Raw genomic sequence first — 24,959 nt, 5'->3', positions numbered from 1 at the left:
CTGATAGTTTTAAGGGTTAAAGCGCGGACACTGCACAAATTCGCACCCTCAGGAGCTACCCTCCATGGATAAAATCCTCGTCGTCGAAGATGATCGCTTCTTTCGGCAGATGTATGTGGATCTCCTCAAGGAAGACGGATACGAGGTAGATACGGTGACCTCCGGTGCCCGGGCGCTGGAGCTTCTTTCCGCCAACGATTATCAGCTTGTCATCACCGAGTTGGTCATTCCCGGCATGAGTGGTATTGAACTCCTGACAAGGGTAAAGCAGCAGATGCCCACGGTGGATGTAATCCTCGTGACCGGGCACGCAAATGTCGAATCTGCCGTGTTGGCCCTCAAAAGCGGCGCCCGTGATTACCTTCTCAAACCCTTCAATCATGAAGAGTTCAAACATACCGTTGCTCTCTGCTTCGAGCAGCGTCGGCTCATCAACGAGAACTACGAACTGAAAGAGCTTCTGAACCTCTTCCAGATCGGCCAGAACATCGCCAACTGCATCGACATGGAACGCCTTTCAGCGGTAGTCCTTGACGCCCTGACAAATGAGATCGGTGCTGACAGGGCCATTGGCCTGTTCCATCATAAGGACGATAATCTTGCCCTTAAGGAATTCAAGGGGTTCAGCGAGGAGGCAGCTCAGAAACTTGCTGAGGCATTTCGGAAAAATTTCTGTATCGAGACCAATGATGGCTCGGTTATTAACAAGATTAATGCAACCCCCCTTGTGTCGGGAGCGGAATTCGACGGATTAGAGCTCTCGGAAGGGCTTCTTCTTGTCATACGTTCCAAGGGAGAGGTTCAGGGGGTAGTAGTCATTTTCAATAACCCCGGGCAGAAACTTCCGTTCGACTACAAGCAGAAGAGCATTCAGTTTCTTCTTGAGCAGTCAACCCTCGCCTTTGAGAACGCCTCCCGCTACTCGAATGCCAGGGACATGCTCTATATCGATGAACTGACCGGGCTCTTCAACTACCGCTACCTGGATATCTCTCTCGATCGGGAGATCAAGCGGGCAGACCGCTTCGGCTCTACGGTATCCATGATCTTCATTGATCTGGATTTCTTCAAGGGGGTAAACGACACCCACGGCCACCTGGTGGGGAGTCAAGTCCTTAACGAAATGGGGATGCTCCTCAAGAAATCCGTACGCGAAGTGGATATCGTAATCCGGTACGGTGGCGACGAATTTACTGTCATGCTCGTGGAGACGGGGGAGAAGGGGGCCGCCACCGTGGCCGAGCGGATCCGCCGTTCCATCGAGGGGCACACATTCCTGGCTGCCGAAGGATTCAACATTCGGCTCACTGCAAGCCTCGGCTACGCCTGTTATCCTGCCGACACCCAGTCCAAGCTCGAACTCCTCGAACTGGCCGACAAGGCCATGTACCAGGGGAAGGAGCAGGGTAAAAACTGTGTGTTCAGGGCAACTGCAATTCGTTGATAATTTAGCTAGTTATTTAAAGTTTAAGGAGTAGGTAAGTACATGATCACTGGCATCAAGGGTTTTAACGATATTCTTCCCGGCGAGGTGGAGCGGTGGCAGCACATCGAGGCGACCGCTCGCCGCGTTTTCGGTCTTTATGGCTATGCCGAGATTCGTGTTCCGATTCTTGAAAAAACCGAACTTTTTTGCCGCTCCATCGGCGACACCACCGACATCGTGGAGAAGGAGATGTACTCCTTTGTGGACAAGGGAGAAAATGCCGTAACCATGCGCCCCGAGGGGACCGCGAGCGTGATGCGCGCATATATTGAGCATAAGCTTTACGCCCAGGATCCGGTGGCAAAACTCTACTACATGGGACCGATGTTTCGGTACGAACGCCCTCAAAAGGGGCGCTATCGGCAATTCCACCAGATCGGCGCCGAGGTTACCGGCGTCACCGACCCCAAGGTGGACGCTCAGGTTCTCACCATGCTCTGCCATTTCTTTGCGGAACTCGGTCTTACGGAGCCGACCCTCCAGATAAACTCCCTCGGCTGCCCCGAGTGCCGTCCCGTCTATCGGGAGGCGCTGAAGAGCTTTCTTCGTGAGCGGCTCGACCGACTCTGCGATGACTGCAAGAGACGCTACGAAACCAACCCCCTCAGGGCGCTTGACTGCAAGTCTGCACACTGCAAGGAGGCGACAGCCGACGCTCCGGCCATGCTCGACCACCTCTGCGCCGGCTGCGACGACCACTTTGCCGCCACGCGCCGCCACCTGGAGCGGGCGGGCACCCCCTACAGCATCAATAACAGGATGGTGCGCGGCCTCGACTATTACACCCGTACCACTTTCGAGCTGGTCACGGGGCTCCTCGGCGCCCAGAGCGCCGTGGCGGCCGGCGGTCGTTACGACGGGCTCATTGCCGATCTGGACGGTCCCGCCGTTCCCGGCATCGGCTTTGCCATGGGTGTCGAACGGGTGGCTCTGCTGCTGGGTCAGCAGGAGTTCGCGCGGCGCCCCGACCTCTTTATCGCCGCCCTTGGAACTGAAGCCCAGGATGAAGCTTTTCGGCTCATGTGCGGCCTCCAGCGTCTTGGCGTTTCAGTGGAGATGGACTACGAGGGGAAGAGCCTCAAAAGCCAGATGCGCCGCTCCGATAAATTCAACTCCCGCTTCACCCTCATAATTGGAAGCGATGAGATGGCCAGTGGTAGAGCAACACTCAAAGCCATGGACACCGGCACCCAGTCCGATGTCCTCCTGGACCCGACCGCCATTGCAGGTCAGGTAAAATAACGAGCGCAGGGGGGGAGGTGAGGGTGAACTTTCCTTCCCCCTTCTGCGCTGTTTTGTGCCCCCTCTTCCCCTTCTCATAAGCCCCACTTAAGCAATTGACAATTCCCCGCAAAAATTGTATACAGTATCCATTTTCTCCCGCCGCACAATCATTTCAACGTCTCGAAATAACGATTGATTCAAGAAGTAAAATCACAGGAGGAATGGATATGATCGAAGCCTATCTCGCCCACGAAGCCGAACGGAAGGCGCAGGGTATTCCGGCGCTGCCCCTCAACCCGGAGCAGACTGCCGACCTGTGCAACCTGCTGCAAAATCCCCCTGCAGGTAAGGAGGAATTCCTTCTCAATCTGTTGAAAGAGCGCGTCTCCCCCGGCGTCGATCCTGCCGCCAAGGTCAAGGCTGCTTTCCTGGCCGAAATCGTCAAGGGTACCAAGAAGTCACCGCTGGTTTCCAAGGTGGATGCCATCCGCATCCTCGGCACCATGATCGGCGGCTACAACGTGGGTCCCCTGGTTGAGGCCCTCAAGGATGCAGAACTGGCCGAAGAAGCCGCCTGTGCCCTTTCCCGCATGACTCTGGTCTATGATGGCTTCGATCAGGTTGTAGAACTCAGCAAGAGCAATGCCGCCGCCAAGAAGGTACTGGAGTCTTGGGCCAATGCCGAGTGGTTCACCAACCGCCCCGGCGTTCCCGAGACCATCAAGGTCAAGGTTTTCAAGGTTGAAGGCGAGATCAACACCGACGACTTCTCCCCGGCCGGCGACGCCTGGAGCCGTCCCGATATCCCCCTTCACGCCCTGGCCATGGGCAAGACCCGCTTCCCGAACCGCCTCAAAGACATTGCTGACTGGCGCGCCGCCGGTCACCAAGTGGCCTTCGTGGGTGACGTGGTCGGTACCGGTTCTTCCCGCAAGTCCGCCTGCAACAGCGTGCTCTGGCACATGGGGCAGGACATCCCCGCCGTTCCCAACAAGAAGACTGCCGGTGTCATCATCGGCGGCGTCATCGCCCCGATCTTCTTCAATACCGCCCAGGATTCCGGTGCGCTCCCCCTCAAGGCTGATGTCACCAAGATGAACGACGGCGACGTCATCACCATCAACACCGCCAAAGGCGAGATCTCCAACGATAAGGGCGAGGTCATCTCCACCTTCAAAATCAGCCCCAACACCCTGGCCGACGAGTTCCGCGCCGGTGGCCGGATTCCGCTCATCATCGGCCGCGCTATCACCGAGAAGGCCCGCAAGGCCCTCGGCCTCGGCGATACCGATGTCTTCACCAAGCCGGTGAACCCCGCGCCCAAAGCCGGCCAGGGCTACTCCCTTGCCCAAAAGATGGTCGGCAAGGCCTGCGGCGTGGCCGGTATCCTCCCTGGCACCGCCTGCGAGCCGAAGATGACCACTGTCGGTTCCCAGGACACCACCGGCCCCATGACCGCCGACGAACTCAAGGAACTGGCCTGCCTCAAGTTCCTGTCGCCGATGTTCATGCAGTCCTTCTGCCACACCGCCGCTTATCCGAAGCCGGCCGATGTGAAAATGCACAAAAACCTCCCCGGCTTCATCATCGAGCGGGGCGGCGTACCCCTCAAGCCGGGTGACGGCGTTATCCACTCCTGGCTGAATCGTCTGCTCCTCCCGGATACCGTCGGTACCGGCGGCGACTCCCACACCCGCTTCCCCATCGGCATCAGCTTCCCGGCCGGTTCCGGACTGGTTGCCTTCGCCGGTGCCATGGGCTTCATGCCGCTTGATATGCCCGAGTCGGTCCTGGTTCGCTTCAAGGGTAAGCTCAACCCCGGCATCACCCTTCGCGACGCGGTCAACGCCATCCCCTACTGGGCCATCAAGCAGGGCAAACTGACCGTTCCCAAGAAGAACAAGATCAACATCTTCAACGGCCGCATCCTCGAGATGGAAGGGCTTCCCGACCTGACCGTGGAACAGGCCTTCGAGCTGACCGACGCTGCTGCCGAGCGCTCCGCCGCCGCAGGCTGCATCCAGCTCTCCAAGGAGAGCGTGGCCACCTACCTCCGCTCCAACGTAGCCCTCATGAAAAAGATGATTGCTGACGGCTACCAGGATGCCCAGACCCTCCAGAATCGCATCGACGCCGTCAATGAGTGGCTGAAGAACCCGCAGCTCCTCGAAGCCGACAAGAACGCCGTCGAGACCGGCGCCTACGCCGACGTCATCGAGATCGACCTGGCCGAGATCACTGAGCCGATCCTGGCCTGCCCCAATGACCCGGACGACGTGAAGCTCCTCTCCGATGTTGCCGGCACTCCGATCCAGGACGTCTTCCTCGGCTCCTGCATGACCAACATCGGTCACTTCCGTGCTGCCGCCGAGATCTGGCGCGGTCTTAAGTTCAACCCGAGCGTCCGCACCTGGATCTGCCCGCCGACCCGCATGGATCAGAAGCAGCTTAAGGACGAAGCTTACTTCTCGGTATACAGCGCCTTCGGGGCCCGGATCGAAATTGCCGGTTGCTCCCTCTGCATGGGTAACCAAGCCCGCGTTCCCGATGGTGTCAATATGTTCTCCACTTCAACCCGCAACTTTGACGACCGGATCGGTGATGGCGCTAAAGTATTCCTCGGTTCTGCCGAATTGGGCGCGGTAACTGCAACCTTGGGCAAACTGCCTACTGTTGCTGAGTTTATGGCTGCATACAAAGAGAAGGTTGAACCTAAGAAGGATGTTGTTTACAAGTATCTCCAGTTCGACGAGATGCCTGAGTACAAGTAACCTCAACGCATGATACAGAATGCTTGAGGCAGAGATGCTGAAAGCATGACATGAGACCCCCGTTCGGGCTTGCCCGGGCGGGGGTCTTGAATTTTGCGGAAGCGTGCCTGAACTTTCGTGAACTGTACTGGAACAGAGGGCAAGGTTGAGCTTCCCACGTAACGCCGTATACTCCTTTCATGGAACTCTCGGAAAATGCGCTAAAGGTTTTGAAGGCCCGCTACCTGCTGAAGGATGAAAACGGGCAGATTATAGAAACGCCAGAGGAGATGTTCGAGCGGATCGCCCGAACCGTCGCCAACACTGAAAAGCTCTATGACGGTGATACCGCCCAGTGGGAAGAGCGTTTTTTCACTCTTCTCTCGTCCCTGAGATTCCTCCCCAACTCCTCTGCACTCATGAACGCCGGCAAGCCGATGGGGCAGCTAGCCGCCTGCTTCGTTCTTCCTTTGGAAGATTCCATGCAGAGCATCTTCGATACCCTGAAGAACGCTGCGTTGATCCTCCAGAGCGGTGGCGGCACCGGCTTTTCCTTTTCCCGGCTTCGCCCCAGGGCTGATATTGTCCGCTCAACCGGCGGCATTGCCAGCGGCCCGGTTTCCTTCATGAAGATATTCAATACGGCCACCGACATCATCAAGCAGGGAGGAGCGCGGCGGGGCGCGAACATGGGGATACTCCACATCGATCACCCCGACATCCTGGAGTTCATCCGGGTGAAACGGAATGTTCAGGAGCTGGCCAACTTCAACATTTCCGTGGCGGTTACCGATGCCTTCATGGAGGCGCTCCACGCAAAAGGGGAATACCAGATCGTCAACCCACGTTCAGGCAAGATAGTTGGCACCTCAAGGCCGACGAGGTTTTCGATGAAATAGTCGAAAGCGCGTGGGGAACGGGAGACCCGGGTCTGGTATTCATCGACCGGATCAACCGCGCAAATCCTACCCCTCATATCGGCTCATTCGAGAGCACAAACCCCTGCGGCGAGCAACCACTCCTGCCTTATGAGGCATGCGTCCTCGGCTCCCTGAACGTGGCACGATACCTCAAGGATCCGGGAATAGATTTTCCCTCCCTGGCTGAAGATATCAAAACTGCCGTGCGGTTCCTCGACGATACCATCGATGCCAACATTTATCCCTTGCCGGCCATCGAGCTGATGCACAAGGGAAACCGCAAGATCGGCCTCGGCGTCATGGGGTGGGCGGACCTGCTCCTGCGGCTCGGGCTTCCGTACAATCATCCGCAATCCTTCGCCCTGGCCCGATCGCTGATGAAGTTCGTCAGGGACACCTCGCGGAAGGCGTCGGCAGAGCTTGCCGAAGAGCGGGGCGTCTTCCCTAATTTTGCAGGGTCGGTCTATGATGCTCCCGACCGTCCGCGGGTACGCAATGCTACCACTACAACCATTGCACCCACGGGGACCCTGGCGACCATCGCGGACTGTTCCAGCGGCATCGAACCGCTTTTTGCCCTTGCCTATAAGAGGAATGTTCTGGGTACCGAGCTTACGGAAATCAATGGGTATTTCTTGAACGTCGCCAAGGAACGGGGTTTGTTCTCAGACGAACTCATGCAGAAGGTTATGGAGCAGGGTAATCTGCGCGGTATAACCGGCATTCCAGCCGATATCAGAAGGCTCTTCAAGACCGCCCTGGAGATACCCGCAGCAGATCACATCGAGATGCAGGCTGCCTTCCAGGAGTACACGGACAATGCCGTTTCCAAGACGGTCAATCTCCCCGCCAGGGCGACACGGGGAGATGTGGCCAAAGCTTTCCTTCTTGCCTATGAGAAGGGGGTAAAAGGGATAACCGTTTTCAGGTACGGGAGTAAGAAAGGGACTCTGGTGAAATTCGTCGATACCGATTGAGCATCCGGCAGGCTACATTGGCTTGTCGGTATGCACACCCACCGAGAACGTGAGGATTGCCCCAACCCTGACTTCGAGGCGAGACGCAACTTGCGGCATCCCCGGTACCTCCAGCCCCGGCACGAATCCGTCAAGAATCGCCGTATCGGTGACCTTTTCCACTATGCCGAGAAACTGGTAGCCGTTACGGCCATCGGGGGTCGTTACCGATACGGAGACCTTAGGGTTTCCTTTTACGTTGCGGAGGGTCTCCGGACAACACCACGATTCAAAGACGATACGATCGGATCCCTCGACCTTCAGGTTTTCCCCCGCAGCCAAATGGGGAACTCCCTGAAGCGTCGCTGATGCGACGAAAGCAATGCCTCTCTCCTCTACAAATTTTTGAACCGTCTCAGGTATCATGGCGTTCCTCTATTAGTACGGGTTCCGCTCACCAGCCGCTCCAGCAAGAACAAGTATAGGGCTCCATCAGGCGATTACAAGGAACAGGCGTCTCTTTACGTCGCAGTGATGAGCAGGCGATCCGGATAAGTGGAGAACACCACTTGACCTTTGAGCTGCTTCTGCTTCACTTGACAGTAGTTATTGCAATGCTGCGGGTACACACTACGGAATCGAAAGGGAGACGAGACATGAAAGGAAACGAGAAGATCATCGAGCATCTGAACGCACGCCTGGCTGAAGAGTTGACGGCTGTGAACCAGTACTTCGTGCATGCCGAAATGTGCGAAAACTGGGGCTATGAGCGGCTCCACGCCATGATCCGCAAGCGCGCAATCGACGAGATGAAGCATGCAGAAAAGCTTATTGCCCGGATCCTGTTCCTGGAAGGAAGGCCGATCGTGAGTGACCTTAACAAGATGCACATCGGTGAAGAAGTTCCCAAAATGCATGAAAACGACCGGCTTGCAGAAGAGTCCGCCATCAAGGGGTATAACGAAAGCATCCGGCTGGCGGTGGAGGTCGGGGATAACGGAACACGGGAGCTTCTGGAATCGATCCTGAAGGATGAAGAGGAACATATAGACAATCTTGAAGCCCAGCTCGACCAGCTCCGGCAGATGGGGCCACAGTGCTATCTCTCCGAACAGATCGACTAAACGGAAACAGCATGCATTCCATCCAGATCCTGCTGCCGCTCTACGACAATGGCGGTACCCCCTTTCCTCAAAAGGAATTACTAAGGGAAACACGGGAATAAATAGAGAAATCTCACACTGTGCTGCTTGTGAGTTTTCTGAAAAGGTCAAGGGGTTAGTGTGTAGGCTAACCCCTTTATATTTGGAATTTTAGCGAGTGACAACACTTCAGGCCGGCCCCGCAGGATTTTTGCAAGAGCCTCTTCGCATCATAAATTTATCTTGACGCAACGCGGGAAAGAGTTTACTTATTCTCTATAGGATTTGTAGACAAATGATTTCCAAAAAGACCAAATACGCCCTCAAGGCGCTCCTTTACCTGGCTCGGGAGTACGACCGGGGCCCGATTCTCATTGCGGACCTGGCCCGGGAAGAGCGGATTCCCAAGAAGTTTCTGGAATTGATCCTGCTGGCGCTCAAGAACGCCGGGGTGCTCCAGAGCAAGAAGGGGAAGGGGGGCGGGTACTACCTGGCCCACCCACCACGGGAGATCACCATGGGTAAGGTGATCAGGACTCTGGAGGGACCTTTGGCCCCGGTGCCGTGTGTGAGCGAGACCGCCTATGCCCGGTGCGAGGAGTGTGACGACGAATGGAGCTGCGGCATCCGTCTCGTGATGAAAGATGTTCGTGACGCCATGGCGCAGATTCTCGACAATGCCACCCTGGCCGCTGTTCTGGAGCGGATCGAGCAGGAGAAGCAGAAGAAGGACGGGGCGCTTTTTTATGCAATCTGAAAGCAGCATTTTTTTGTGTCGTAAAAGACTATAAAATCGATAGGCTAAAACAACAAAAGGAGCAGACCATGAAACCGATCAGAACCATCGCCACCCTCGCCGCAGCACTCCTCGCCCTTGCCGCCCCTCTGGCGGCCCGGGCCGAGGTGAACCTCCTCAACGTCTCCTACGACCCGACTCGGGAGCTCTACCAGGACTATAACGCCGCCTTCGCCAGGTACTGGAAAGGGAAGGGGGGCGACACAGTGACGGTGAAGCAGTCCCACGGTGGCTCGGGGAAACAGGCCCGGTCAGTCATCGACGGCCTGGAGGCGGATGTGGTGACCCTGGCGCTCGCCTACGACATCGACGAGATCGGAGAGAGGGGGAAGCTCATCCCCGCCAACTGGCAGAAGCGCCTTCCCCACAACAGTTCCCCCTACACCTCCACCATTGTCTTTCTCGTTCGCAAGGGAAATCCCAAGAAGATTCGTGACTGGAACGACCTCGTCCGCCCCGACGTGAAGGTGATCACTCCCAACCCCAAGACCTCCGGTGGCGCCCGCTGGAACTATCTGGCCGCCTGGGGGTACGCCCTGAAGCAGAAGGGAGGGAGCGAGGCCAAGGCGAAGGAGTTTGTGACCAGGCTCTTCAGGAACGTACCGGTGCTCGATTCCGGCGCCCGGGGCTCCACCACCACCTTTGTCCAGCGGGGACAGGGCGATGTGCTCCTGGCGTGGGAGAACGAGGCGTTTCTGGCAGTGAACGAGCTGGGCAGGGATAAATTCCAGATCGTGGTGCCGTCGGTCAGCATCCTGGCCGAGCCGCCGGTAACGGTGGTGGACAAGGTGGTGGACCGGAAGGGGACCCGCAAGGTGGCCGAGGAATACCTGAAGTACCTCTATACCCCGGCCGGGCAGGAAATTGCGGCCAGGCACTACTATCGCCCCATCGATAAGAAGGTGGCGGCCAGGTACGCCAAGGTCTTCCCGAAGGTGAAGCTCTTCACCATTGACGATACCTTCGGCGGTTGGAAGGCGGCCCAGAAGAAGCACTTCGCCGACGGCGGGGTGTTCGACCAGATCTACGGGCCGGGAAAATAACGTGATGTAGGGGCTGCGGATTTCACACCATCTCGCCGCCGTCCTCGTCGCTCCTTTGTGCGGCGTAGCGCTGCTACGCCTCCGCAGTCCCTCCTGCGGGTGCGACGATCTGGCACAAACTCCACAGCCCTGCACTGGATTATGCAAGGGATCAACCACCATGATGGCAACCAAATCGACCAAGCGTACCACCGTCATCCCTGGCTTCGGCCCGACCCTCGGCTACACGCTCTTCTACCTCTCCCTGATGGTGCTGCTGCCGCTCTCGTCCCTCGTGTTCAAGACGACAAGCCTCACCTGGCCCGAGTTCCTCGCCACGGTCACGGCGCTGCGGGTGGTGGCCTCCTACCGGGTCACCTTCGGCGCGGCCCTGGCGGCTGCCGGGGTGAACGCCCTCTTCGGGCTCCTGGTGGCGTGGGTGCTGGTGCGCTACCGGCTGCCGGGGAAGCGGCTCATCGACGCCCTGGTGGATCTCCCCTTTGCGCTTCCCACGGCCGTGGCCGGCATCACCCTCTCCTCGGTCTACGCCGCCAACGGCTGGCTCGGGTCGATCCTTGAGCCCCGGGGGATCAAGGTCGCCTTTACGCCGCTCGGGATCTTCGTGGCCATGATCTTCATCGGCCTCCCCTTCGTGGTGCGGACGGTGCAGCCGGTTCTGGAGGAACTGGAGGCAGAGATCGAAGAGGCGGCCGCCTGCCTCGGCGCCACCCGTTGGCAGACCTTCCGGCGCGTGCTCTTCCCGGAGCTCCTCCCAGCGCTCCTCACCGGTTTTGCCCTCGCCTTCGCCCGCGGGGTGGGGGAGTACGGCTCTATCATCTTCATCGCCGGCAACATGCCGATGGTGTCGGAGATCACGCCGCTCCTCATTATCACCAAGCTGGAGCAGTACGACTATGTCGGCGCCACCGCCATCGCCACGGTGATGCTCCTCTTCTCATTCCTCATGCTTCTCACCGTGAACCTCCTCCAGAAATGGAGCAGGCGCCACGCGGCCTGATCGGGAGACTACGACATGTCCAGCATTTCTGCAAAATCAGCCCGCACCGAGCCGGCTCTCGTGCGCTGGTTGCTCATCGTCACGGCGTTCCTCTTCCTGGGCCTCTTCCTCTTCGTCCCCTTGGCGGCGGTTTTCGTCCAAGCCCTGGAGAAGGGATGGGGCGCGTATCTCTCCGCCATCCGCGAGCCCGACGCCCTGGCGGCGGTGAAGCTGACTCTCGTCACCGCAGCGGTGAGCGTGCCGGTGAACCTGGTCTTCGGGGTGGTGGCCGCCTGGGCCATCGCCAAGTTCGAGTTCCGGGGGAAGCAACTCCTCATCACCCTCATCGACCTGCCGTTCTCGGTGTCGCCGGTCATTTCCGGGCTCATCTACGTGCTCCTCTTCGGGCTCCAGGGTTGGCTCGGGCCGTGGCTCCAGGCCCATGACCTGAAGATCATCTTCGCCGTGCCGGGGATCGTCCTCGCCACGGTCTTCGTCACCTTCCCCTTCGTAGCCCGGGAGCTGATTCCGCTCATGGAGGCCCAGGGGAAGGACGAGGAGGAGGCGGCCATTACCCTTGGCGCGAGCGGCTTCCAAGCGTTCTGGCGGGTGACGATACCCAACATCAAGTGGGGGCTCCTCTACGGGGTGATCCTCTGCAACGCCCGGGCAATGGGGGAGTTCGGTGCCGTCTCGGTGGTTTCCGGCCATATCCGGGGGGCGACCAACACGATCCCCCTCCACGTGGAGATCCTCTACAACGAATACAACTACGTTGCCGCCTTTGCCGTGGCCTCGCTCCTGGCGCTTCTGGCGCTGGTCACTCTGGTGGCGAAGAGTTTCGTCGAGTGGCGGATGCGCGAGAGCGCTTAACCTGATCGCCAAGACCATCACAAAGGAACCATGACATGAGCATAGAGATTGTCAGTGTCAACAAAGCTTTTGGCAGCTTCACCGCCCTGAACGACGTGAACCTCACCGTGCCGTCGGGGGAACTGACGGCGCTCCTCGGCCCCTCGGGGTCGGGTAAGACGACCCTCCTGCGGATCATCGCCGGGTTGGAGACCCCCGATGCGGGCTCGATCCGCTTCGACGGCGAGGAGACCACCGACCGCCACGTGCGGGAGCGGCAAGTGGGGTTCGTCTTCCAGCACTATGCGCTCTTCCGGCACATGACTGTGGCAGAGAACGTCGCCTTCGGCCTCACCGTAAAGCCGCGCAAGGAGCGGCCGTCGAAGAAGGAGATCAGGGAGCGGGTCTTTGAACTCCTGCGCCTCGTGCAACTCGAAGGACTTGCCGACCGCTACCCGTCGCAGCTCTCGGGGGGCCAGCGACAGCGGGTGGCCCTGGCCCGGGCCCTGGCGGTGGAGCCGAAGGTGCTCCTCCTTGACGAGCCCTTCGGCGCCTTGGACGCCAAGGTGCGGGTGGAACTCAGAAGGTGGCTGCGGCGGCTCCATGACGAGATCCATGTCACGAGCGTCTTCGTCACCCACGACCAGGAGGAGGCCCTGGAAGTGGCCGACCGGATCGTGGTGATGAACAAGGGGCGGATCGAGCAGGTGGGGACCCCGGCCGAGGTCTACGATCAGCCGGCCAACCCTTTCGTCTTCGACTTCCTCGGCAGCGTGAACCTCTTCCACTGCCGGGCGGAGCAGGGACAGGCGCGGGCAGCGGCCCCGGAACTTTCCGTGGGGTATGTCCGCTCCCACGACATCGAGGTGGAGCGCACCCCCACCGTTGCTGCTGTAGAGGCCGAGGTGCGTCATGTCCAGGCGGTGGGTCCGGCGGTGCGGGTGGAGCTCCTCGTGCGGGGCACCGGCAAGACGGTGGAGGCGGAACTCTCCCGGGACGGGGCCGAGCGCCTCGCCCTCGGCATAGGTGAAACGGTCTACGCCCGGCCCCGGAAGATGCAGAGGTTTGTGGGTGATTATCAGATTTAGTGGCGCCACCGATCAGAAGGAGTTGAGAGACGGCAAACGCGGCGGTTATCGATCAGGGAGAACCGTGGAGCAGTGACCGGGAGGAGAAAATCCGGGCGGCGCTGTGGGAGATCCGCTTCGGCACGGTCACCCTCGTCATTCAGGACGGGAAGGTGATCAAGATCGACAAGAGCGAAAAGGTCTGGCTGAAGTAACTGCTCTAAATTACGCAACTAGATGTGAAATTTTGACAGTATGTGTTGACAATTTAAAAACCATTCTTTATTTTTTCGGTTCACTTTATCTGTTGATGTTGTTTGTGTAACTTATAGTAATAAAGTCAAGAACAGATTTGATTAATATATCGAGCCAAGAGAGAGCAGATCATGAGCAAGAAGAACACGTTTCCAACCAAGGGCGATGTTATCGCCCGCACCCCCGATCCAGCGGTCCGAGCCATTCTGGAACATCTGGACCAGGCCGGCATTGAGACCTCCTTCGATCGTTTCGATGCCCAGAAGCCCCACTGCGGTTTCGGCCTGGCCGGAACATGCTGCAAGAACTGCCACATGGGCCCCTGCCGGATTACGCCGAAAAGCCAGCGGGGCGTCTGCGGCGCCGATGCGCACCTGATCGTTGCCCGCAATATACTCCGCTGGACGGCGGCGGGTGTGGCGGCCCACGGGGCCCGGGGACGGGAGGTGATGCTGGCCCTCAAAGGGGCGGCTGAAGGCGCTCTCGACCTGCCGATCCTCGGCCCGGAAAAGGTCGTGGCCACAGCCAAAGCGTTCGGGATCTTTGATGAAAATAAAGCCATCCCCCAGATGGCGGGTGAGATTGCCCTCATCCTCCTGGAGGACCTCTGCCGGACCATTCCCGGACCGCACCGGACCCTGGAGGCCATGGCGACTCCTGAGCGTCTTTCTGTCTGGAAGGAACTCGACATCCTCCCAGTTGGGGCCTACCACGAGGTGTTCGAGGCCCTGCACCGCACCACCACCGGCACCGACGGCGATTGGGAAAACGTCATGCGCCAGGTGCTCCGCTGCGGCCTTGCCTTTGCCTGGAGCAGCGTGATGGGGTCCGCCGTCGCCATGGACTGTCTCTATGGTCTCCCCAAGCGGAGCCGGGTTTCAACCAATGTTGGAGCAATCACCGAAAATACCGTGAACATCGCCGTCCACGGCCATTCGCCGGTGCTGGTGGCTGCCATCCTTGCAGCAGCCCGGCGGACGGAGCTGATTGAGGAGGCGAAAGAAGCGGGGGCCGAGACCGTTCGGCTCTACGGCATCTGCTGCTCCGGCCACTCGGCCTTGGCCAAGTTCGGCGACGTTACCCCCCTCTCAAACGCCATGGGGGCGGAGCTGGTGCTGGCAACCGGCGCCCTTGACCTTTGGGTGGCCGATGTCCAGGACGTTTTCCCCGGCATCATGGACGTTGCCGCCTGCTTCCACACCCGGGTGGTTACCACCAGTGACTCGGCCCGGCTTCCCGGTGCCGAGCATATTGCCTTTGACCACCATCACTCCAACCTCGACCAGGCCGACCAGTTGGCCCAGCGGATCGTGCGGCGCGGCATCCAGGCCTTCGGCGAGCGACAGGCAGGCAAGGTCTTCATCCCCCCTGCCCGGATGGACGCCGAGGTGGGCTTCTCCGTGGAGAATATCACCGCCACCTTTGGCGGGGCAGACCGACTCCTTGAACACCTGCAGAGCGGCCGCATCCGCGGCGTGGTGAACCTCGTGGGGTGCAACAATCCCAAGGTGGTCTACGAGGAGGCGGTGGTGAAGGTGGCCGAGGAACTCATCGCCCACGACGTGGTGCTTCTGACCAACGGTTGTGCCGCCTTTGCCCTGCTGAAGATGGGCTTTTGCCTCCCCGAGGGGGTGACCGGGGCCGGTGATGGGTTAAAGAGCGTGCTCGGTCCCCTCAACTTGCCGCCGGTCTGGCACATGGGCGAATGCCTCGACAACGCCCGGGCTTCAGCGCTGTTCAAGGGCTTGGCCCTGACCGCAGCCGAGCCCCTGCGTCGTCTCCCCTGCGCCTTTTCCAGCCCCGAGTGGTCCAACGAGAAGGGGCTCGGCGCAGCCCTCGGCTTCCGCCTTCTTGGCCTTAACTCCTACCACTGCATCGCCCCGCCAGTGGCCGGCTCGGACAAGGTCGCCCGCTTTTTCGCCGAGGCCACCCGGGAAACCCTCGGATCGGTCATGGTGGTGGATGGAGACCCTGTAGCCCTTGCCCGCCGGATCGTCGCCGACTTCGATGAGCGTCGTGCCGCGCTCGGCTGGGCCCCCTGCGGCCCGCCTGCCTCGGCCCGGCTCATGGCGCTCCAGCAGGAGGCGGGCCACGCCCATGCCCACGCCCACGGGCACCCACATCATCACGAACATCCGTAAAGACGGAGGATATACCCATGAACAGACGCGACTTTCTCAAAACCTCGGGCCTGGCTTTGGCTGCTGCTGCCACTCCCTTCGGCCGTTTCGCCTGGGCCGGCGGGGCCACACTTTCCCTTAAGATCGGTTATCTCCCCCTCACCGATCACCTCCTCATGATTGCCGCCGAGAGGGAGCAGTTCAAAAACATCCGCATCAAGCCGGTGAGGTTTTCCTCATGGCCCGAGATCGCCGAAGCCCTGAAGAATGGGAAAATCGACGGCGGTTTCCTCCTCACTCCCATGGGGTTGGCGCTCCGCCAAAAGGGGGCACCGATCAAAGTGGTGCTCCTGGGGCACCGTAATGGCAGCGCCATAACGGTAAAAAATTCACCCGATATCAACCGTATCACGGATTTGCGGGGCAAGACCGTCGCCATACCGAGTCCTTTTTCGACTCACAACCTGCTGCTGCGCAAGGCCTTGAGCGAGAAGGGGCTGGTGCCGGGGCGGGACGTGAAAGTGATAGATATGGCGCCTCCCGAGATGCCGGTTGCACTCGCCACCGGCCGGATCCACGGCTTCATGGTGGCCGAGCCTTTCGGTGCCCAGGCCGAGGCCCAGAAGGTGGGAAAGATCCTCGTTCTCTCCAAGGATATCTGGAAAGACCACATCTGCTGCACCCTTAACCTGCAGGAAAAGATAATCCAGAGCTATCCTGCCGAGGTACAGGAACTGGTTACGGGGCTTATCCGTACCGCTTCTTTCATTGAGTCCAAGCCGGCCGAAGCGGCCAGGGGATCGGTAAAGATTCTCGGCCAGCGCCCGGAGATCGTAGAGAAAGTCCTCACTACTCCTCAGGATCGCCTCACTTTCCGAAATTTGGCTCCTTCACGGGCAGATTTCGTCGCCATTCAGGACTACATGGTGAAGTTTGGGGTTGCGAAAGCCAAGGTGGATCTGACTGGCTATCTGGATGACCGCTTTGCGAAGAGGAAAGGGTAGATCGATGGCTCCCAAGTCAGCACAGCGGGTATTACCGCTTGTATCAGCAGCGGCATTCATCGCAATGTGGCAGGTTGTAGCCAGATTCTACCCGCCGGAACAATTTCCCGCCCCCACAGACGTGGTAAAGGCTCTGGTTGAGCTCTCCGCCGACGGGGTTCTCTGGGGGCATATCGGCGTGAGTCTCGCCCGGTTCGGTAGTGCCTATTTGCTGGCGCTGGTAACGGCGGTCCCCCTTGGCCTGCTGCTCGGGCGCCAACCGCTTGCCCGCTGCGCCGTTGATCCCCTGATACAGCTTCTTCGCCCGATTTCACCCATTGCGTGGTTTCCCCTCGCGGTTCTTTGGTTCGGGATCGGCAATGCACCGGCTGTCTTCATTATTTTCCTCTCGGTGTTCTTTCCGATCCTTGTCTCAACCATAAGCGCGGTGGTGAAGGTTCCGGTCATCTATCTGAAGGTGGCCGCCAATTTTGGCACTCGTCCGTTGCCGACCTTTCTCAGGGTTGTGGTTCCTGCCGCCTTTCCAGGCATCATGGTGGGGCTACATATCGGGGTGGGGACCGGCTGGATCCATCTGGTGGCCGGAGAGATGCTGGGTGCCCAGTCGGGGCTCGGCTTCATGATTATTGATGCTCGTAATTTCCTGCGCACCGACTGGATTCTCGCCGGTATGCTGGTGGTCGGGCTACTGGGGCTTCTCATAAACAGGGTGATGCGGCTTGCCGAGTTGTGGCTTGGCCGTCGATGGGGAGGTGCGGCATGAGCCGGCCGGTGAAAATTAACCTTCAAGGCGTTGAAAAACGTTTCCCTGCGTCGGGAGGAAAAGAGATTACGGCTTTGCAGCGGCTCGACCTGGAGATTGGCGCTGGCGAGTTTATCTGTCTGGTGGGACCATCGGGCTGCGGCAAAACAACCCTGATCAATCTCATGGCCGGTTTCGATCGACCCTCGTCAGGCAGCATAACCATTGACGGCCAGCCAGTAACGGGTCCGGACCCCGACCACATCATGATCTTTCAGGATTACGGTCTTTTCCCGTGGCGGACGGTGCTGGGCAACGTTCTCTTCGCCCTGCAATCAAGGGGGGTGGGGAAAAAAGAGGCCCAGGAGCGGGCCACCGAATACTTGAAACTGGTCGGGCTCTCCTCCTTTCTTCAGAGCTTTCCGCACCAGCTTTCCGGAGGGATGAAGCAGCGGGTCGCCATTGCACGCGCCCTGGCGGTGGAGCCTTCCGTCCTCTTCATGGACGAACCATTCGCAGCGCTGGACGCTTTTACCCGCCTGCGCCTCCAGGACGAGGTCCTGCGTCTGTGGGAAGAGAAGCGGCCTACGGTGATCTTCGTCACCCATGACCTCGACGAGGCTATTTACCTTGGCGGACGGGTTATTCTCATGGCCCCCGATCCCGGTCGAGTCAGCAAGATTCTTCCCGTTTATCTCCCTCGTCCCTGTGACCGGACCAGTGAGGAATTCGCCACCTACCGGCGAGAACTCTTCGAAGAGTTTCACCTGGTACATCGGGAAGCGGCAGGCGAGGCTGCGTACAGCATTTAGCGCAGCCGGCGCCCGTTCCGCTGACCGTCAAACGGGTCTGGCTGTTCCTCCCAGAAAGGAATCACAGCACCTTGTTCAGCGAGTACTCGATGATCCCCTGGGCACCGAGGGCCAGGAGTTGCGGCACTATCCGCCGCACTTCCTTCTCGTGGAGCACGCTCTCGATGGAGACCCACTCCGATTTGTAGAGATGGGAAACCGTGGGACGGTTGAGGCTGGGAAGGATTTCCGTGATGGCCTCGACCTTGTCGTTGGGGGCGTTCATCTTGAGACCCACCATCCCTTCGGCGGCCAGGGACGCCTTGAGGAGCGTGGCGATGGTCTCGATCTTCTGGCGCTTCCAGGGATCGGCCCAGGCGGCCTTGTTGGCGATGAGGACCGGCACCGACTCCATGAGGTCGCAGACGATGCGCAGGCCGTTGGCCTTGATGGTGGAGCCGGTTTCGGTCACCTCAACGATGGCGTCGCAGAGGCCATCCACCACCTTGGCCTCGGTGGCCCCCCAGGAGAACTCCACGTTCACCGGGATGTTGCGCTCGGCGAAGTAGCGCTTGGTGAAACCGACCAGCTCGGTGGAGATGGTGGCGCCGTGGAGGTCTTCGGGCTTCTGCACCGTCGAGTCCTTGGTGACCACCAGCACCCAGCGGGCCGGGCGGCGGGAGACTTTGGAGTAGACCATCTCGCAGACTTCCACCACGTCGGAGTCGTTCTCACGGACCCAGTCGCGGCCGGCGATGCCGGCGTCGATGGTGCCGCGCTCCACGTATTTCCCCATCTCCTGGGGGCGGATCAGCTTGCAGTTCAGCTCGTCGTCATCAACGCCGGGGAAGTAGCTGCGGGAGGAGATGCTGATCTGCCATCCCGATTTCCTGAAGAGCTCCACGGTGGCGTTTTCGAGGCTCCCCTTGGGGATGCCGAGGTTCAGGAGGTTGCTCATTTTTTGTAGACCTCCTTCGGATCGAAGAGGGGGTTGGAGTGCTCTACCCACTGGCCACCCTCCCACCGCACGTAGAAGCAGCTCCGGTTGCCGGTGTGGCAGGCGGCCGGACCGTTCTGCTTCACCTTGATGACCACGGAGTCGGCGTCGCAGTCGGTGAGGACCTCGATAACCTCCTGGGTGTTACCCGACTCCTCGCCCTTCATCCAGTACTTGTTGCGGGTGCGGCTGAAGAACCAGGTTTTGCCCGACTCAAGGGTCAGGTTAAGGGTTTTTTCGTCCATGAACGCCACCATGAGAACCTCGCCGGATTCGTGGTCCTGGATGATGGCGGGAATGAGCCCACCCATTTTCTGGAAATCGATCTGGATCATAATGTTTTACGCGCCTCCTCTGGAAAGTGTTCGTGAAAAACAACCTGTGTTTAATACCGTGGCGCCTTAGAAAGTGTCAACAGAAGAAACGCCATTGCTCTTGTGGTTGTCTCCGAAAAAGGATTTGTCCGGAAGATTGCTTCCCTTACGTATTTTCCGGCCTTCACACCGAGGCGGTGAATGGCTGCGGAGTTTTAACCGCAGCTTTGTATCGCATAGAGGATGTTTTTAGAATGGGTCGGGTGGACATGAACCGTATTACCCACCTGTTGCAGGGTAAGGCCGTTCTCCACCGCCAATGCCATCTCGTGTATGATTTCTGTCGCCGCCTCTCCGATGATTACCGCTCCGGCGATTTCAGAGGTTTGCTCCTTCAAAAAAAGCTTCACGAAGGCCGGGGCAACCTTGTCCACCACTGAACGTCCATTGGGAACCTGGGGTAAGGTGTAGGCCCTGATGCCGTTTCCTTCCTGGGATGCCCCCACTGCTGCCACCTCCGGATAGCTGAAAGCCACCCGGGGGACAGCCAGTTCTTTGAGAGCATGGCTGCTCCCATGCAGCAGATTTTGGACCAGCAGTTGCGCCTCCCTTTGTGCCGCATGGGCCAGCGTCAGCCCACCGGTCACGTCTCCGATGGCGTAGATGTGCGGCACATTGGTTTGCATTAATTCATTCACCTTGACGGCGCCATGCTCAGTTCGCAGGCCGGCCGCTTCCAGGTTCAGCCCCTCGATGTTGGGAGCCCTGCCGATTCCGACCAGAACCTTGTCGATGCTATCGATGCTGTCGCCATTGTCAAATTGTATCCTGATTTTTTCATCTACTACGATGAGCCGGTCGATCGACGTGCCGGTCCTGACGGTAATCCCTTGAGCTTCAAAGGCTGCCTGCAGTTTTTTGCCGGCGTCGCGGTCTTCGCGCGGCAGAAGGGTTTCCATCGCCTCGATGAGTACGACCTCGCTGCCAAACGTTTTATACAAGGTGGCGAACTCACATCCGATCGCACCTCCACCGACGATCAGGAGTTTTTTCGGCAGGTCGGTGTTGGTCAGCATCTGGTCGCTCGAAAGGATGTGCAAACCGTCGAAGGGCGCCGAGGGGAGTTCCCGGGGGCTCGAACCCGTTGCAATAATGATCGTTTCGCCCCAGATCGTCTCCTGCTCGCCACCGGCCATGGTGACCGTGACTTCATGCTCCGACGCGAAAGAGCCGTTCCCACGGAATGCCGTAATCGAGGTTTCCGCGAGCATTCCCTTGATCGCCCCACGCAGCATGTTGAGATCTGTTTCAGTAACGGCGCACAGTTTCCCTAAATCGACGGGTCCCGCCTGCAGGTCCAAACCATATCTTTCTGCCTGTTTGGCGTACCGGTAAGCCGTCGCGGCCTTTAACAGCGACTTTGTCGGCATACAGCCGCTATTCAGGCAGGTGCCGCCGAAAGAGACCGCCTCTTCCTGAATCAGGGCAACATTTTTGCCCGCCTTGCTGAGCATTATTCCCGCATTGATTCCGCCAGGGCCACCGCCGATAATGACCACATCAAAGCTTTTCACACATCCTCCTTTTTTCGTTCAGTCTGTTGGTGCCGGTCATCAAGTCCCTTCACCGCCATATCGACTAACCGTTCGAAAGTGTCCCGCTCTTCAACCGACATCTCCCGCAACATTCTGGAGATAACTTCGTCGCGTTTCGCCTGCAGAACTTCAATCACCGGACGGACCTGGGTTGATATGAAAATCTGCGATTGGCGCCCGTCATGCTCACTAGTATTCCGATAAATCAGGCCATCGCGCTCCATTCGCCGCAACGTGTTGGCCATGGTCGGCTGCTCAACCTGTATGTTTTTGCAAAGTTCTGACTGGGTCTGCCCTTCCTTTTCGTTTAAGCAGCAAAGAACCGGCAGTTGCCCTTGGGTGACCCCGAAATGGCTTGTTTCCTCATTGACTTTCGAGAGCAGCAAGCGGGCCAGGTAGTTCAATTTGGAACACAGGTTTTCATGCATTTCTTTCCCCCGTAGTTGCTAATTATATAGCTGGCTATACAAAAAACATAGCCGGCTATGCTTGTCAAGGGCAAATTAACCCCCCGGACAAAGTGGTTCACCGTGCTAACCTATTACCGGCGGGTCGAACAACAGCTTAACCATGATGTAACAGGAAGGATCGTGGCGGTACTGAGAAGGTTCATTCCCTTCCTTTTCCCGGAAAAAGCGTATAGTCTGATGTCCCTGGTGACGGCAAAGCAAGTTCGAGACGTATTGTGACGCATTGTCCTCCTACGATGCACCTATAAGAATATTTCTTTCGTGGAGCCCGCCCATGCCCCTTTTCCTCTACTCCAGCAACCGGATGGAGCACCTTGTCGACCGGCTTGTCGAGGTGTTGCGGCGCCCCTTGGCCGCCCCCCTGGCGCCGGAGGTGATCGTTGTCCAGAGCAAGGGGATGCAGCGCTGGCTCTCCATGGAGCTGGCAACGGCAACCGGCGTCTGGGCCAACGGTGCCTATCCGTTCCCCAATGCCTTTGTCTGGGACCTGTTCCGGAAGGCCCTGCCGGATCTCCCCGCCGCATCCCCCTTCGACCCGGCGGTGCTGTCGTGGCGGATCATGGGGCTGCTCTCCGGTTTCCTGGACCAGCCGGCTTTTGCACCCCTGGCGGGATACCTGGCAGGGGAGGAGCGGGAGCTGAAGCTCTACCAGCTTGCCGGGAAGATCGCCGACACCTTCGATCAGTACACGATCTTCCGTCCCGACATGATCGCCCGCTGGGAACAGGGAACCGAGGACCACTGGCAGGCCGTCCTCTGGCGCGCCCTGGCGGGGGAGGGGAGAGGGCTCCACCGGGAGGCGGTGCGTAGCGAATTCTTCCGGCGCCTGGCCCGGGGAGAGGTGGACACGGCGCTTTTCCCGGAGCGGATCACCGTCTTCGGCATCTCGTACTTACCCCAGTTCCACCTGGATGTCTTCCGGCGCATCGCCGATTTCACCGAGGTGAACCTCTTTGTCATGGGCCCCTGCCGGGAGTACTGGGCCGACATCCTCCCCGAGCGGATCATCGCCCGGCTCTCTCCGGAGGAGCGGGAGGTGCGGATCGAGGGGAACCCCCTCCTGGCCTCCCTGGGGCTCCTGGGGAAGGAGTTTTCCGATACCCTCGTGGAGCTGGGCGCCACGGCCGGCGGCGACACCGACCTCTACGGCGATGCCCCCGACACGACCCTCCTCGGCATGGTGCAGAACGACATCCTCCGCCTGGAGGGGAGCAGCGGCGACCAGCGCCCCGTGGACGCGGCGGACCGCTCCATCCTGATTTCATCCTGCCACAGCCCCATGCGTGAGGTGGAGGTGCTCCACGACACCCTCCTGAACCTCTTTGCCTCCGCGGACGATCTCACCCCCCGCGATATCCTCGTCATGACGCCGGACATCGAGACCTACGCCCCCTATATCTCCGCCGTGTTCGACGGGTGCCGGGACCCGCGGCTGAAGATTCCCTACTCCATCGCCGACCGGAGCATCCGGAGGGAAGGGGGGCTTGCGGAGACGTTCCTGGCAATCCTCGACCTTTCCGGCAAGCGGTTCCCGGTGACCGCGGTCACGGAGATCCTGGCCTCCTCCCCGGTTCACGGCCGGTTCGGCCTCGATGCCGGCCATCTGGAACTGATCCGCACCTGGCTGGAGGAGACCCGCATCCGGTGGGGAATGGACGGTGAGGAGCGGCGCCGTGCCGGGTTTCCCCCCTACCGGGAACACAGCTGGCGGGCCGGGCTGGACCGGCTCATCCTGGGATATGCCATGCCAGAGGAGGATGGCCGGATGGTGGAGGGGATTCTCCCCTTCGACGCCATGGAAGGGGAGGGACCGGCGGTCCTGGGACGGTTTGCGGGCTTCGTGGAAGGGCTCCACGCCTTGGTGGACGAACTGGACCGCCCCCGCACCCTGACGGAGTGGGTGCGGCTCTGCCGGCGGATTCTCGACGACTTTTTCGCCCCTGGGGAGGAGGGGGCTTTTGACCTGGCCACCCTGAACGGCATTCTCACCGAGTTGGAGACGGTGCGGGACGAGGCGGGATTCGGCGGCGCGGTGGCGCTGCCGGTGATCCGCGCCTGGCTCCGGGGACGGCTCGACCGGGAGGTGCGGGGGCTCGGCTTCATGACCGGCGGGGTCACCTTCTGCGCCATGCTTCCCATGCGGAGCATCCCCTTCAAGGTCATCGCGCTCCTTGGCATGAGCGACGGTGCTTTCCCCCGCCGGAACACCCCCCCCGGCTTCGACCTCATAGCCCGGGACCGGCGGCGGGGAGACCGCTCCCTGCGGGACGAGGACCGTTACCTCTTCCTGGAGGCCCTTCTGTCGGCCCGGCGGCATTTTATCATCAGCTACACGGGGCAGAGCATCCGGGACAACAGCACGCTTCCTCCATCGGTCCTCGTGGACGAGTTTCTCGACTACCTGGGGCGCCGCTTCTCGGACGGCACTCCGGACTTCCCGAAAAAACTCGTGAGCAAGCACCGGCTTCAACCCTTCAGCCCGACCTACTTCACCGGCGACGGCACGCTTTTCAGCTACTCGGAGGAGAACTGCCGGGCCGTGGCCCAACGCCTGAAGGGTGCCGTGGCGGTACCTACCTTCATCACCGAGCCCCTGCCGGAGCCTCCGGATGAACTGCTGACGGTCTCCCTTTCAGCTCTCCTTTACTTCTTCGATAACCCGGCCCGCTACTTCGTGCGGACCCGGCTCGGCATCCGGCTCGACGAGCTTCCGCCTCCCCTGGAAGACCGGGAGCCCTTTGCCATTGATTCCCTCGACGCCTACCGGCTCAGGGAAGAGATGCTGGACCTGGCCCTGGCGGGACGGGAACCGCGGGAAACCTTTGCCGTGGCCCGGGCCCGGGGGATACTGCCGCCGGCCCGCCAGGGGGAGCTCCTGTTCCGGGGGCTTGGCGACGGAGTTGAGGATCTGGCTGCACAGATCAGGGCGCTGACCGGTGGAAGGTCGCCGCTGGATCCTCTCCCCGTTGACCTTGCCCTGGGGCCTTACCGGATCACCGGGATGTTGGGGGATATCTGGCCCGTGGCGCTTCTGCGCCATAAGGGGGCGAAATGTTCGGGGCGCGATCAGGTACGGCTCTGGATCGAGCATCTGCTGCTGAATCTTCTCGCCCAGGAGGGGTATCCGGCCGCAAGCATCCTTGTTGCAACCGATGTTTCCCTGCGGTTTGAGCCGGTGCCGAATCCCATGGTGCACCTGGAGACCCTTCTCGGCCTCTACGGGCAGGGGCTCCGGGAGCCGCTCCGGTTCTTCCCCCGCACGGCGGCGGCCTATGCGGTAAAGGGAGAGCTTTCCGCTGCCCGCAACGCTTGGGGAGGGGAGTTCTTCCCCGAGGGGGACGACCCCTACTACCGCCTCTGCTTCGGCGGCATCGACCCCCTCGACGGGGAATTCGAGCGGATCGCCCGGGCGGTATTCGGCCCCCTGAACGAGCATCGGCAGGGCAAGGGGGAGTAAGC

Annotated in this window: 22 protein-coding genes; 17 read left to right on the top strand and 5 right to left on the bottom strand. The window is 59.9% G+C overall.

The genetic code is table 11. The features are described from left to right. The first annotated feature begins 64 nt into the window (after positions 1–64). The 5 genes from GMET_RS09670 (at position 65) to GMET_RS19180 (ending at position 7,357) form a co-directional block, all read left to right on the top strand. Positions 65–1,444, top strand: a complete 1,380-nt coding sequence (locus tag GMET_RS09670) for a GGDEF domain-containing response regulator (protein ID WP_004511930.1) — start codon at positions 65–67, stop codon at positions 1,442–1,444. Between the two features lie 42 nt (positions 1,445–1,486). Next, entirely contained in the window at positions 1,487–2,728 is a 1,242-nt protein-coding gene (gene hisS / locus GMET_RS09665; RefSeq protein ID WP_004511931.1) for a histidine--tRNA ligase, read from the top strand. A gap of 209 nt (positions 2,729–2,937) precedes the next feature. After that, on the top strand, positions 2,938–5,481 hold the full coding sequence (gene acnB, locus GMET_RS09660; RefSeq protein ID WP_011365887.1) for a bifunctional aconitate hydratase 2/2-methylisocitrate dehydratase: 2,544 nt from the start codon (positions 2,938–2,940) through the stop codon (positions 5,479–5,481). A 179-nt stretch (positions 5,482–5,660) separates the two neighbouring features. Then, a complete protein-coding gene (locus GMET_RS19185; RefSeq protein WP_004511933.1) occupies positions 5,661–6,359 on the top strand; it encodes a ribonucleotide reductase N-terminal alpha domain-containing protein in 699 nt (232 codons plus the stop codon). Further along, positions 6,287–7,357 carry an adenosylcobalamin-dependent ribonucleoside-diphosphate reductase gene (locus tag GMET_RS19180; RefSeq protein ID WP_337998870.1) on the top strand — a complete coding sequence of 357 codons (1,071 nt, stop codon included), beginning with the start codon at positions 6,287–6,289 and terminating at the stop codon, positions 7,355–7,357. The genes GMET_RS19185 and GMET_RS19180 overlap by 73 nt, the downstream gene beginning before the upstream one ends. 12 nt (positions 7,358–7,369) lie before the next feature. Here GMET_RS19180 and GMET_RS09650 read toward each other — a convergent pair whose 3' ends face one another. Next, positions 7,370–7,762, bottom strand: coding sequence for a pyridoxamine 5'-phosphate oxidase family protein (locus GMET_RS09650; RefSeq protein WP_004511935.1), 393 nt, complete (start codon positions 7,760–7,762; stop codon positions 7,370–7,372). Positions 7,763–7,992: 230 nt separating this feature from the next. Between GMET_RS09650 and bfr the strand changes: the two genes are divergently transcribed. The 11 genes from bfr to GMET_RS09600 all read left to right on the top strand — a co-directional run bounded on the left by bfr (position 7,993) and on the right by GMET_RS09600 (position 18,145). Next, positions 7,993–8,460, top strand: coding sequence for a bacterioferritin (gene bfr / locus GMET_RS09645; protein WP_004511936.1), 468 nt, complete (start codon positions 7,993–7,995; stop codon positions 8,458–8,460). A 313-nt stretch (positions 8,461–8,773) separates the two neighbouring features. Continuing rightward, positions 8,774–9,235 carry an RrF2 family transcriptional regulator gene (locus tag GMET_RS09640; protein ID WP_004511937.1) on the top strand — a complete coding sequence of 154 codons (462 nt, stop codon included), beginning with the start codon at positions 8,774–8,776 and terminating at the stop codon, positions 9,233–9,235. A gap of 68 nt (positions 9,236–9,303) precedes the next feature. Next, entirely contained in the window at positions 9,304–10,317 is a 1,014-nt protein-coding gene (locus tag GMET_RS09635) for a sulfate ABC transporter substrate-binding protein (RefSeq protein ID WP_004511938.1), read from the top strand. A gap of 160 nt (positions 10,318–10,477) precedes the next feature. Further along, on the top strand, positions 10,478–11,314 hold the full coding sequence (cysT, locus tag GMET_RS09630; protein WP_004511939.1) for a sulfate ABC transporter permease subunit CysT: 837 nt from the start codon (positions 10,478–10,480) through the stop codon (positions 11,312–11,314). 15 nt (positions 11,315–11,329) lie between these two features. After that, complete coding sequence (gene cysW, locus GMET_RS09625; RefSeq protein ID WP_004511940.1) at positions 11,330–12,166, top strand: sulfate ABC transporter permease subunit CysW; 837 nt, start codon at positions 11,330–11,332, stop codon at positions 12,164–12,166. Positions 12,167–12,201: 35 nt separating this feature from the next. Beyond that, positions 12,202–13,233: a sulfate/molybdate ABC transporter ATP-binding protein gene (locus GMET_RS09620; RefSeq protein WP_004511941.1), complete on the top strand. Its 1,032-nt coding sequence runs from the start codon at positions 12,202–12,204 to the stop codon at positions 13,231–13,233. A gap of 47 nt (positions 13,234–13,280) precedes the next feature. Then, positions 13,281–13,427 carry a DUF2292 domain-containing protein gene (locus tag GMET_RS19020; RefSeq protein ID WP_081431810.1) on the top strand — a complete coding sequence of 49 codons (147 nt, stop codon included), beginning with the start codon at positions 13,281–13,283 and terminating at the stop codon, positions 13,425–13,427. A 171-nt stretch (positions 13,428–13,598) separates the two neighbouring features. Then, on the top strand, positions 13,599–15,608 hold the full coding sequence (cooS, locus tag GMET_RS09615) for an anaerobic carbon-monoxide dehydrogenase catalytic subunit (protein ID WP_004511942.1): 2,010 nt from the start codon (positions 13,599–13,601) through the stop codon (positions 15,606–15,608). A gap of 17 nt (positions 15,609–15,625) precedes the next feature. After that, the gene (locus GMET_RS09610; RefSeq protein ID WP_004511943.1) at positions 15,626–16,591 is read left to right on the top strand and encodes an ABC transporter substrate-binding protein; all 966 of its coding nucleotides are present in this window, start codon (positions 15,626–15,628) and stop codon (positions 16,589–16,591) included. Positions 16,592–16,712: 121 nt separating this feature from the next. Then, positions 16,713–17,354, top strand: a complete 642-nt coding sequence (locus tag GMET_RS09605; protein ID WP_238378897.1) for an ABC transporter permease — start codon at positions 16,713–16,715, stop codon at positions 17,352–17,354. After that, complete coding sequence (locus GMET_RS09600; protein ID WP_004511945.1) at positions 17,351–18,145, top strand: ABC transporter ATP-binding protein; 795 nt, start codon at positions 17,351–17,353, stop codon at positions 18,143–18,145. Before GMET_RS09605 ends, GMET_RS09600 begins: the two co-directional genes overlap by 4 nt. A gap of 61 nt (positions 18,146–18,206) precedes the next feature. Here the strand turns inward: GMET_RS09600 and hisG are convergent, their stop codons facing one another. The 4 genes from hisG to GMET_RS09580 form a co-directional block, all read right to left on the bottom strand. Beyond that, positions 18,207–19,082, bottom strand: a complete 876-nt coding sequence (gene hisG / locus GMET_RS09595) for an ATP phosphoribosyltransferase (RefSeq protein WP_004511946.1) — start codon at positions 19,080–19,082, stop codon at positions 18,207–18,209. Further along, positions 19,079–19,456: a phosphoribosyl-AMP cyclohydrolase gene (gene hisI, locus GMET_RS09590; protein WP_004511947.1), complete on the bottom strand. Its 378-nt coding sequence runs from the start codon at positions 19,454–19,456 to the stop codon at positions 19,079–19,081. Before hisI ends, hisG begins: the two co-directional genes overlap by 4 nt. Positions 19,457–19,650: 194 nt before the next feature. Further along, the gene (gene lpdA / locus GMET_RS09585; protein ID WP_004511948.1) at positions 19,651–21,009 is read right to left on the bottom strand and encodes a dihydrolipoyl dehydrogenase; all 1,359 of its coding nucleotides are present in this window, start codon (positions 21,007–21,009) and stop codon (positions 19,651–19,653) included. Next, complete coding sequence (locus tag GMET_RS09580) at positions 21,006–21,458, bottom strand: MarR family winged helix-turn-helix transcriptional regulator (RefSeq protein ID WP_004511949.1); 453 nt, start codon at positions 21,456–21,458, stop codon at positions 21,006–21,008. The genes lpdA and GMET_RS09580 overlap by 4 nt, the downstream gene beginning before the upstream one ends. A 316-nt stretch (positions 21,459–21,774) precedes the next feature. Between GMET_RS09580 and recC the strand changes: the two genes are divergently transcribed. After that, positions 21,775–24,957 (top strand): exodeoxyribonuclease V subunit gamma, encoded by a 3,183-nt coding sequence (gene recC / locus GMET_RS09575; protein WP_004511950.1) that lies wholly within the window; start codon positions 21,775–21,777, stop codon positions 24,955–24,957. The last annotated feature ends 2 nt before the right edge of the window (positions 24,958–24,959 follow it).

The organism is Geobacter metallireducens GS-15, assembly GCF_000012925.1.
Taxonomy (GTDB): domain Bacteria; phylum Desulfobacterota; class Desulfuromonadia; order Geobacterales; family Geobacteraceae; genus Geobacter; species Geobacter metallireducens.
This window is presented reverse-complemented; position numbering and strand designations above follow the sequence as displayed.

Bases quoted from the DNA above. Each gene is read 5' to 3' on its own strand.
- GMET_RS09670 (WP_004511930.1), top strand. From the start codon at position 65: ATGGATAAAATCCTCGTCGTCGAAGATGATCGCTTCTTTCGGCAGATG.
- hisS (WP_004511931.1), top strand. From the start codon at position 1,487: ATGATCACTGGCATCAAGGGTTTTAACGATATTCTTCCCGGCGAGGTG.
- acnB (WP_011365887.1), top strand. From the start codon at position 2,938: ATGATCGAAGCCTATCTCGCCCACGAAGCCGAACGGAAGGCGCAGGGT.
- GMET_RS19185 (WP_004511933.1), top strand. From the start codon at position 5,661: ATGGAACTCTCGGAAAATGCGCTAAAGGTTTTGAAGGCCCGCTACCTG.
- GMET_RS09650 (WP_004511935.1), bottom strand. From the start codon at position 7,762: ATGATACCTGAGACGGTTCAAAAATTTGTAGAGGAGAGAGGCATTGCT.
- bfr (WP_004511936.1), top strand. From the start codon at position 7,993: ATGAAAGGAAACGAGAAGATCATCGAGCATCTGAACGCACGCCTGGCT.
- GMET_RS09640 (WP_004511937.1), top strand. From the start codon at position 8,774: ATGATTTCCAAAAAGACCAAATACGCCCTCAAGGCGCTCCTTTACCTG.
- GMET_RS09635 (WP_004511938.1), top strand. From the start codon at position 9,304: ATGAAACCGATCAGAACCATCGCCACCCTCGCCGCAGCACTCCTCGCC.
- cysT (WP_004511939.1), top strand. From the start codon at position 10,478: ATGATGGCAACCAAATCGACCAAGCGTACCACCGTCATCCCTGGCTTC.
- cysW (WP_004511940.1), top strand. From the start codon at position 11,330: ATGTCCAGCATTTCTGCAAAATCAGCCCGCACCGAGCCGGCTCTCGTG.
- GMET_RS09620 (WP_004511941.1), top strand. From the start codon at position 12,202: ATGAGCATAGAGATTGTCAGTGTCAACAAAGCTTTTGGCAGCTTCACC.
- cooS (WP_004511942.1), top strand. From the start codon at position 13,599: ATGAGCAAGAAGAACACGTTTCCAACCAAGGGCGATGTTATCGCCCGC.
- GMET_RS09610 (WP_004511943.1), top strand. From the start codon at position 15,626: ATGAACAGACGCGACTTTCTCAAAACCTCGGGCCTGGCTTTGGCTGCT.
- GMET_RS09600 (WP_004511945.1), top strand. From the start codon at position 17,351: ATGAGCCGGCCGGTGAAAATTAACCTTCAAGGCGTTGAAAAACGTTTC.
- hisG (WP_004511946.1), bottom strand. From the start codon at position 19,082: ATGAGCAACCTCCTGAACCTCGGCATCCCCAAGGGGAGCCTCGAAAAC.
- hisI (WP_004511947.1), bottom strand. From the start codon at position 19,456: ATGATCCAGATCGATTTCCAGAAAATGGGTGGGCTCATTCCCGCCATC.
- GMET_RS09580 (WP_004511949.1), bottom strand. From the start codon at position 21,458: ATGCATGAAAACCTGTGTTCCAAATTGAACTACCTGGCCCGCTTGCTG.
- recC (WP_004511950.1), top strand. From the start codon at position 21,775: ATGCCCCTTTTCCTCTACTCCAGCAACCGGATGGAGCACCTTGTCGAC.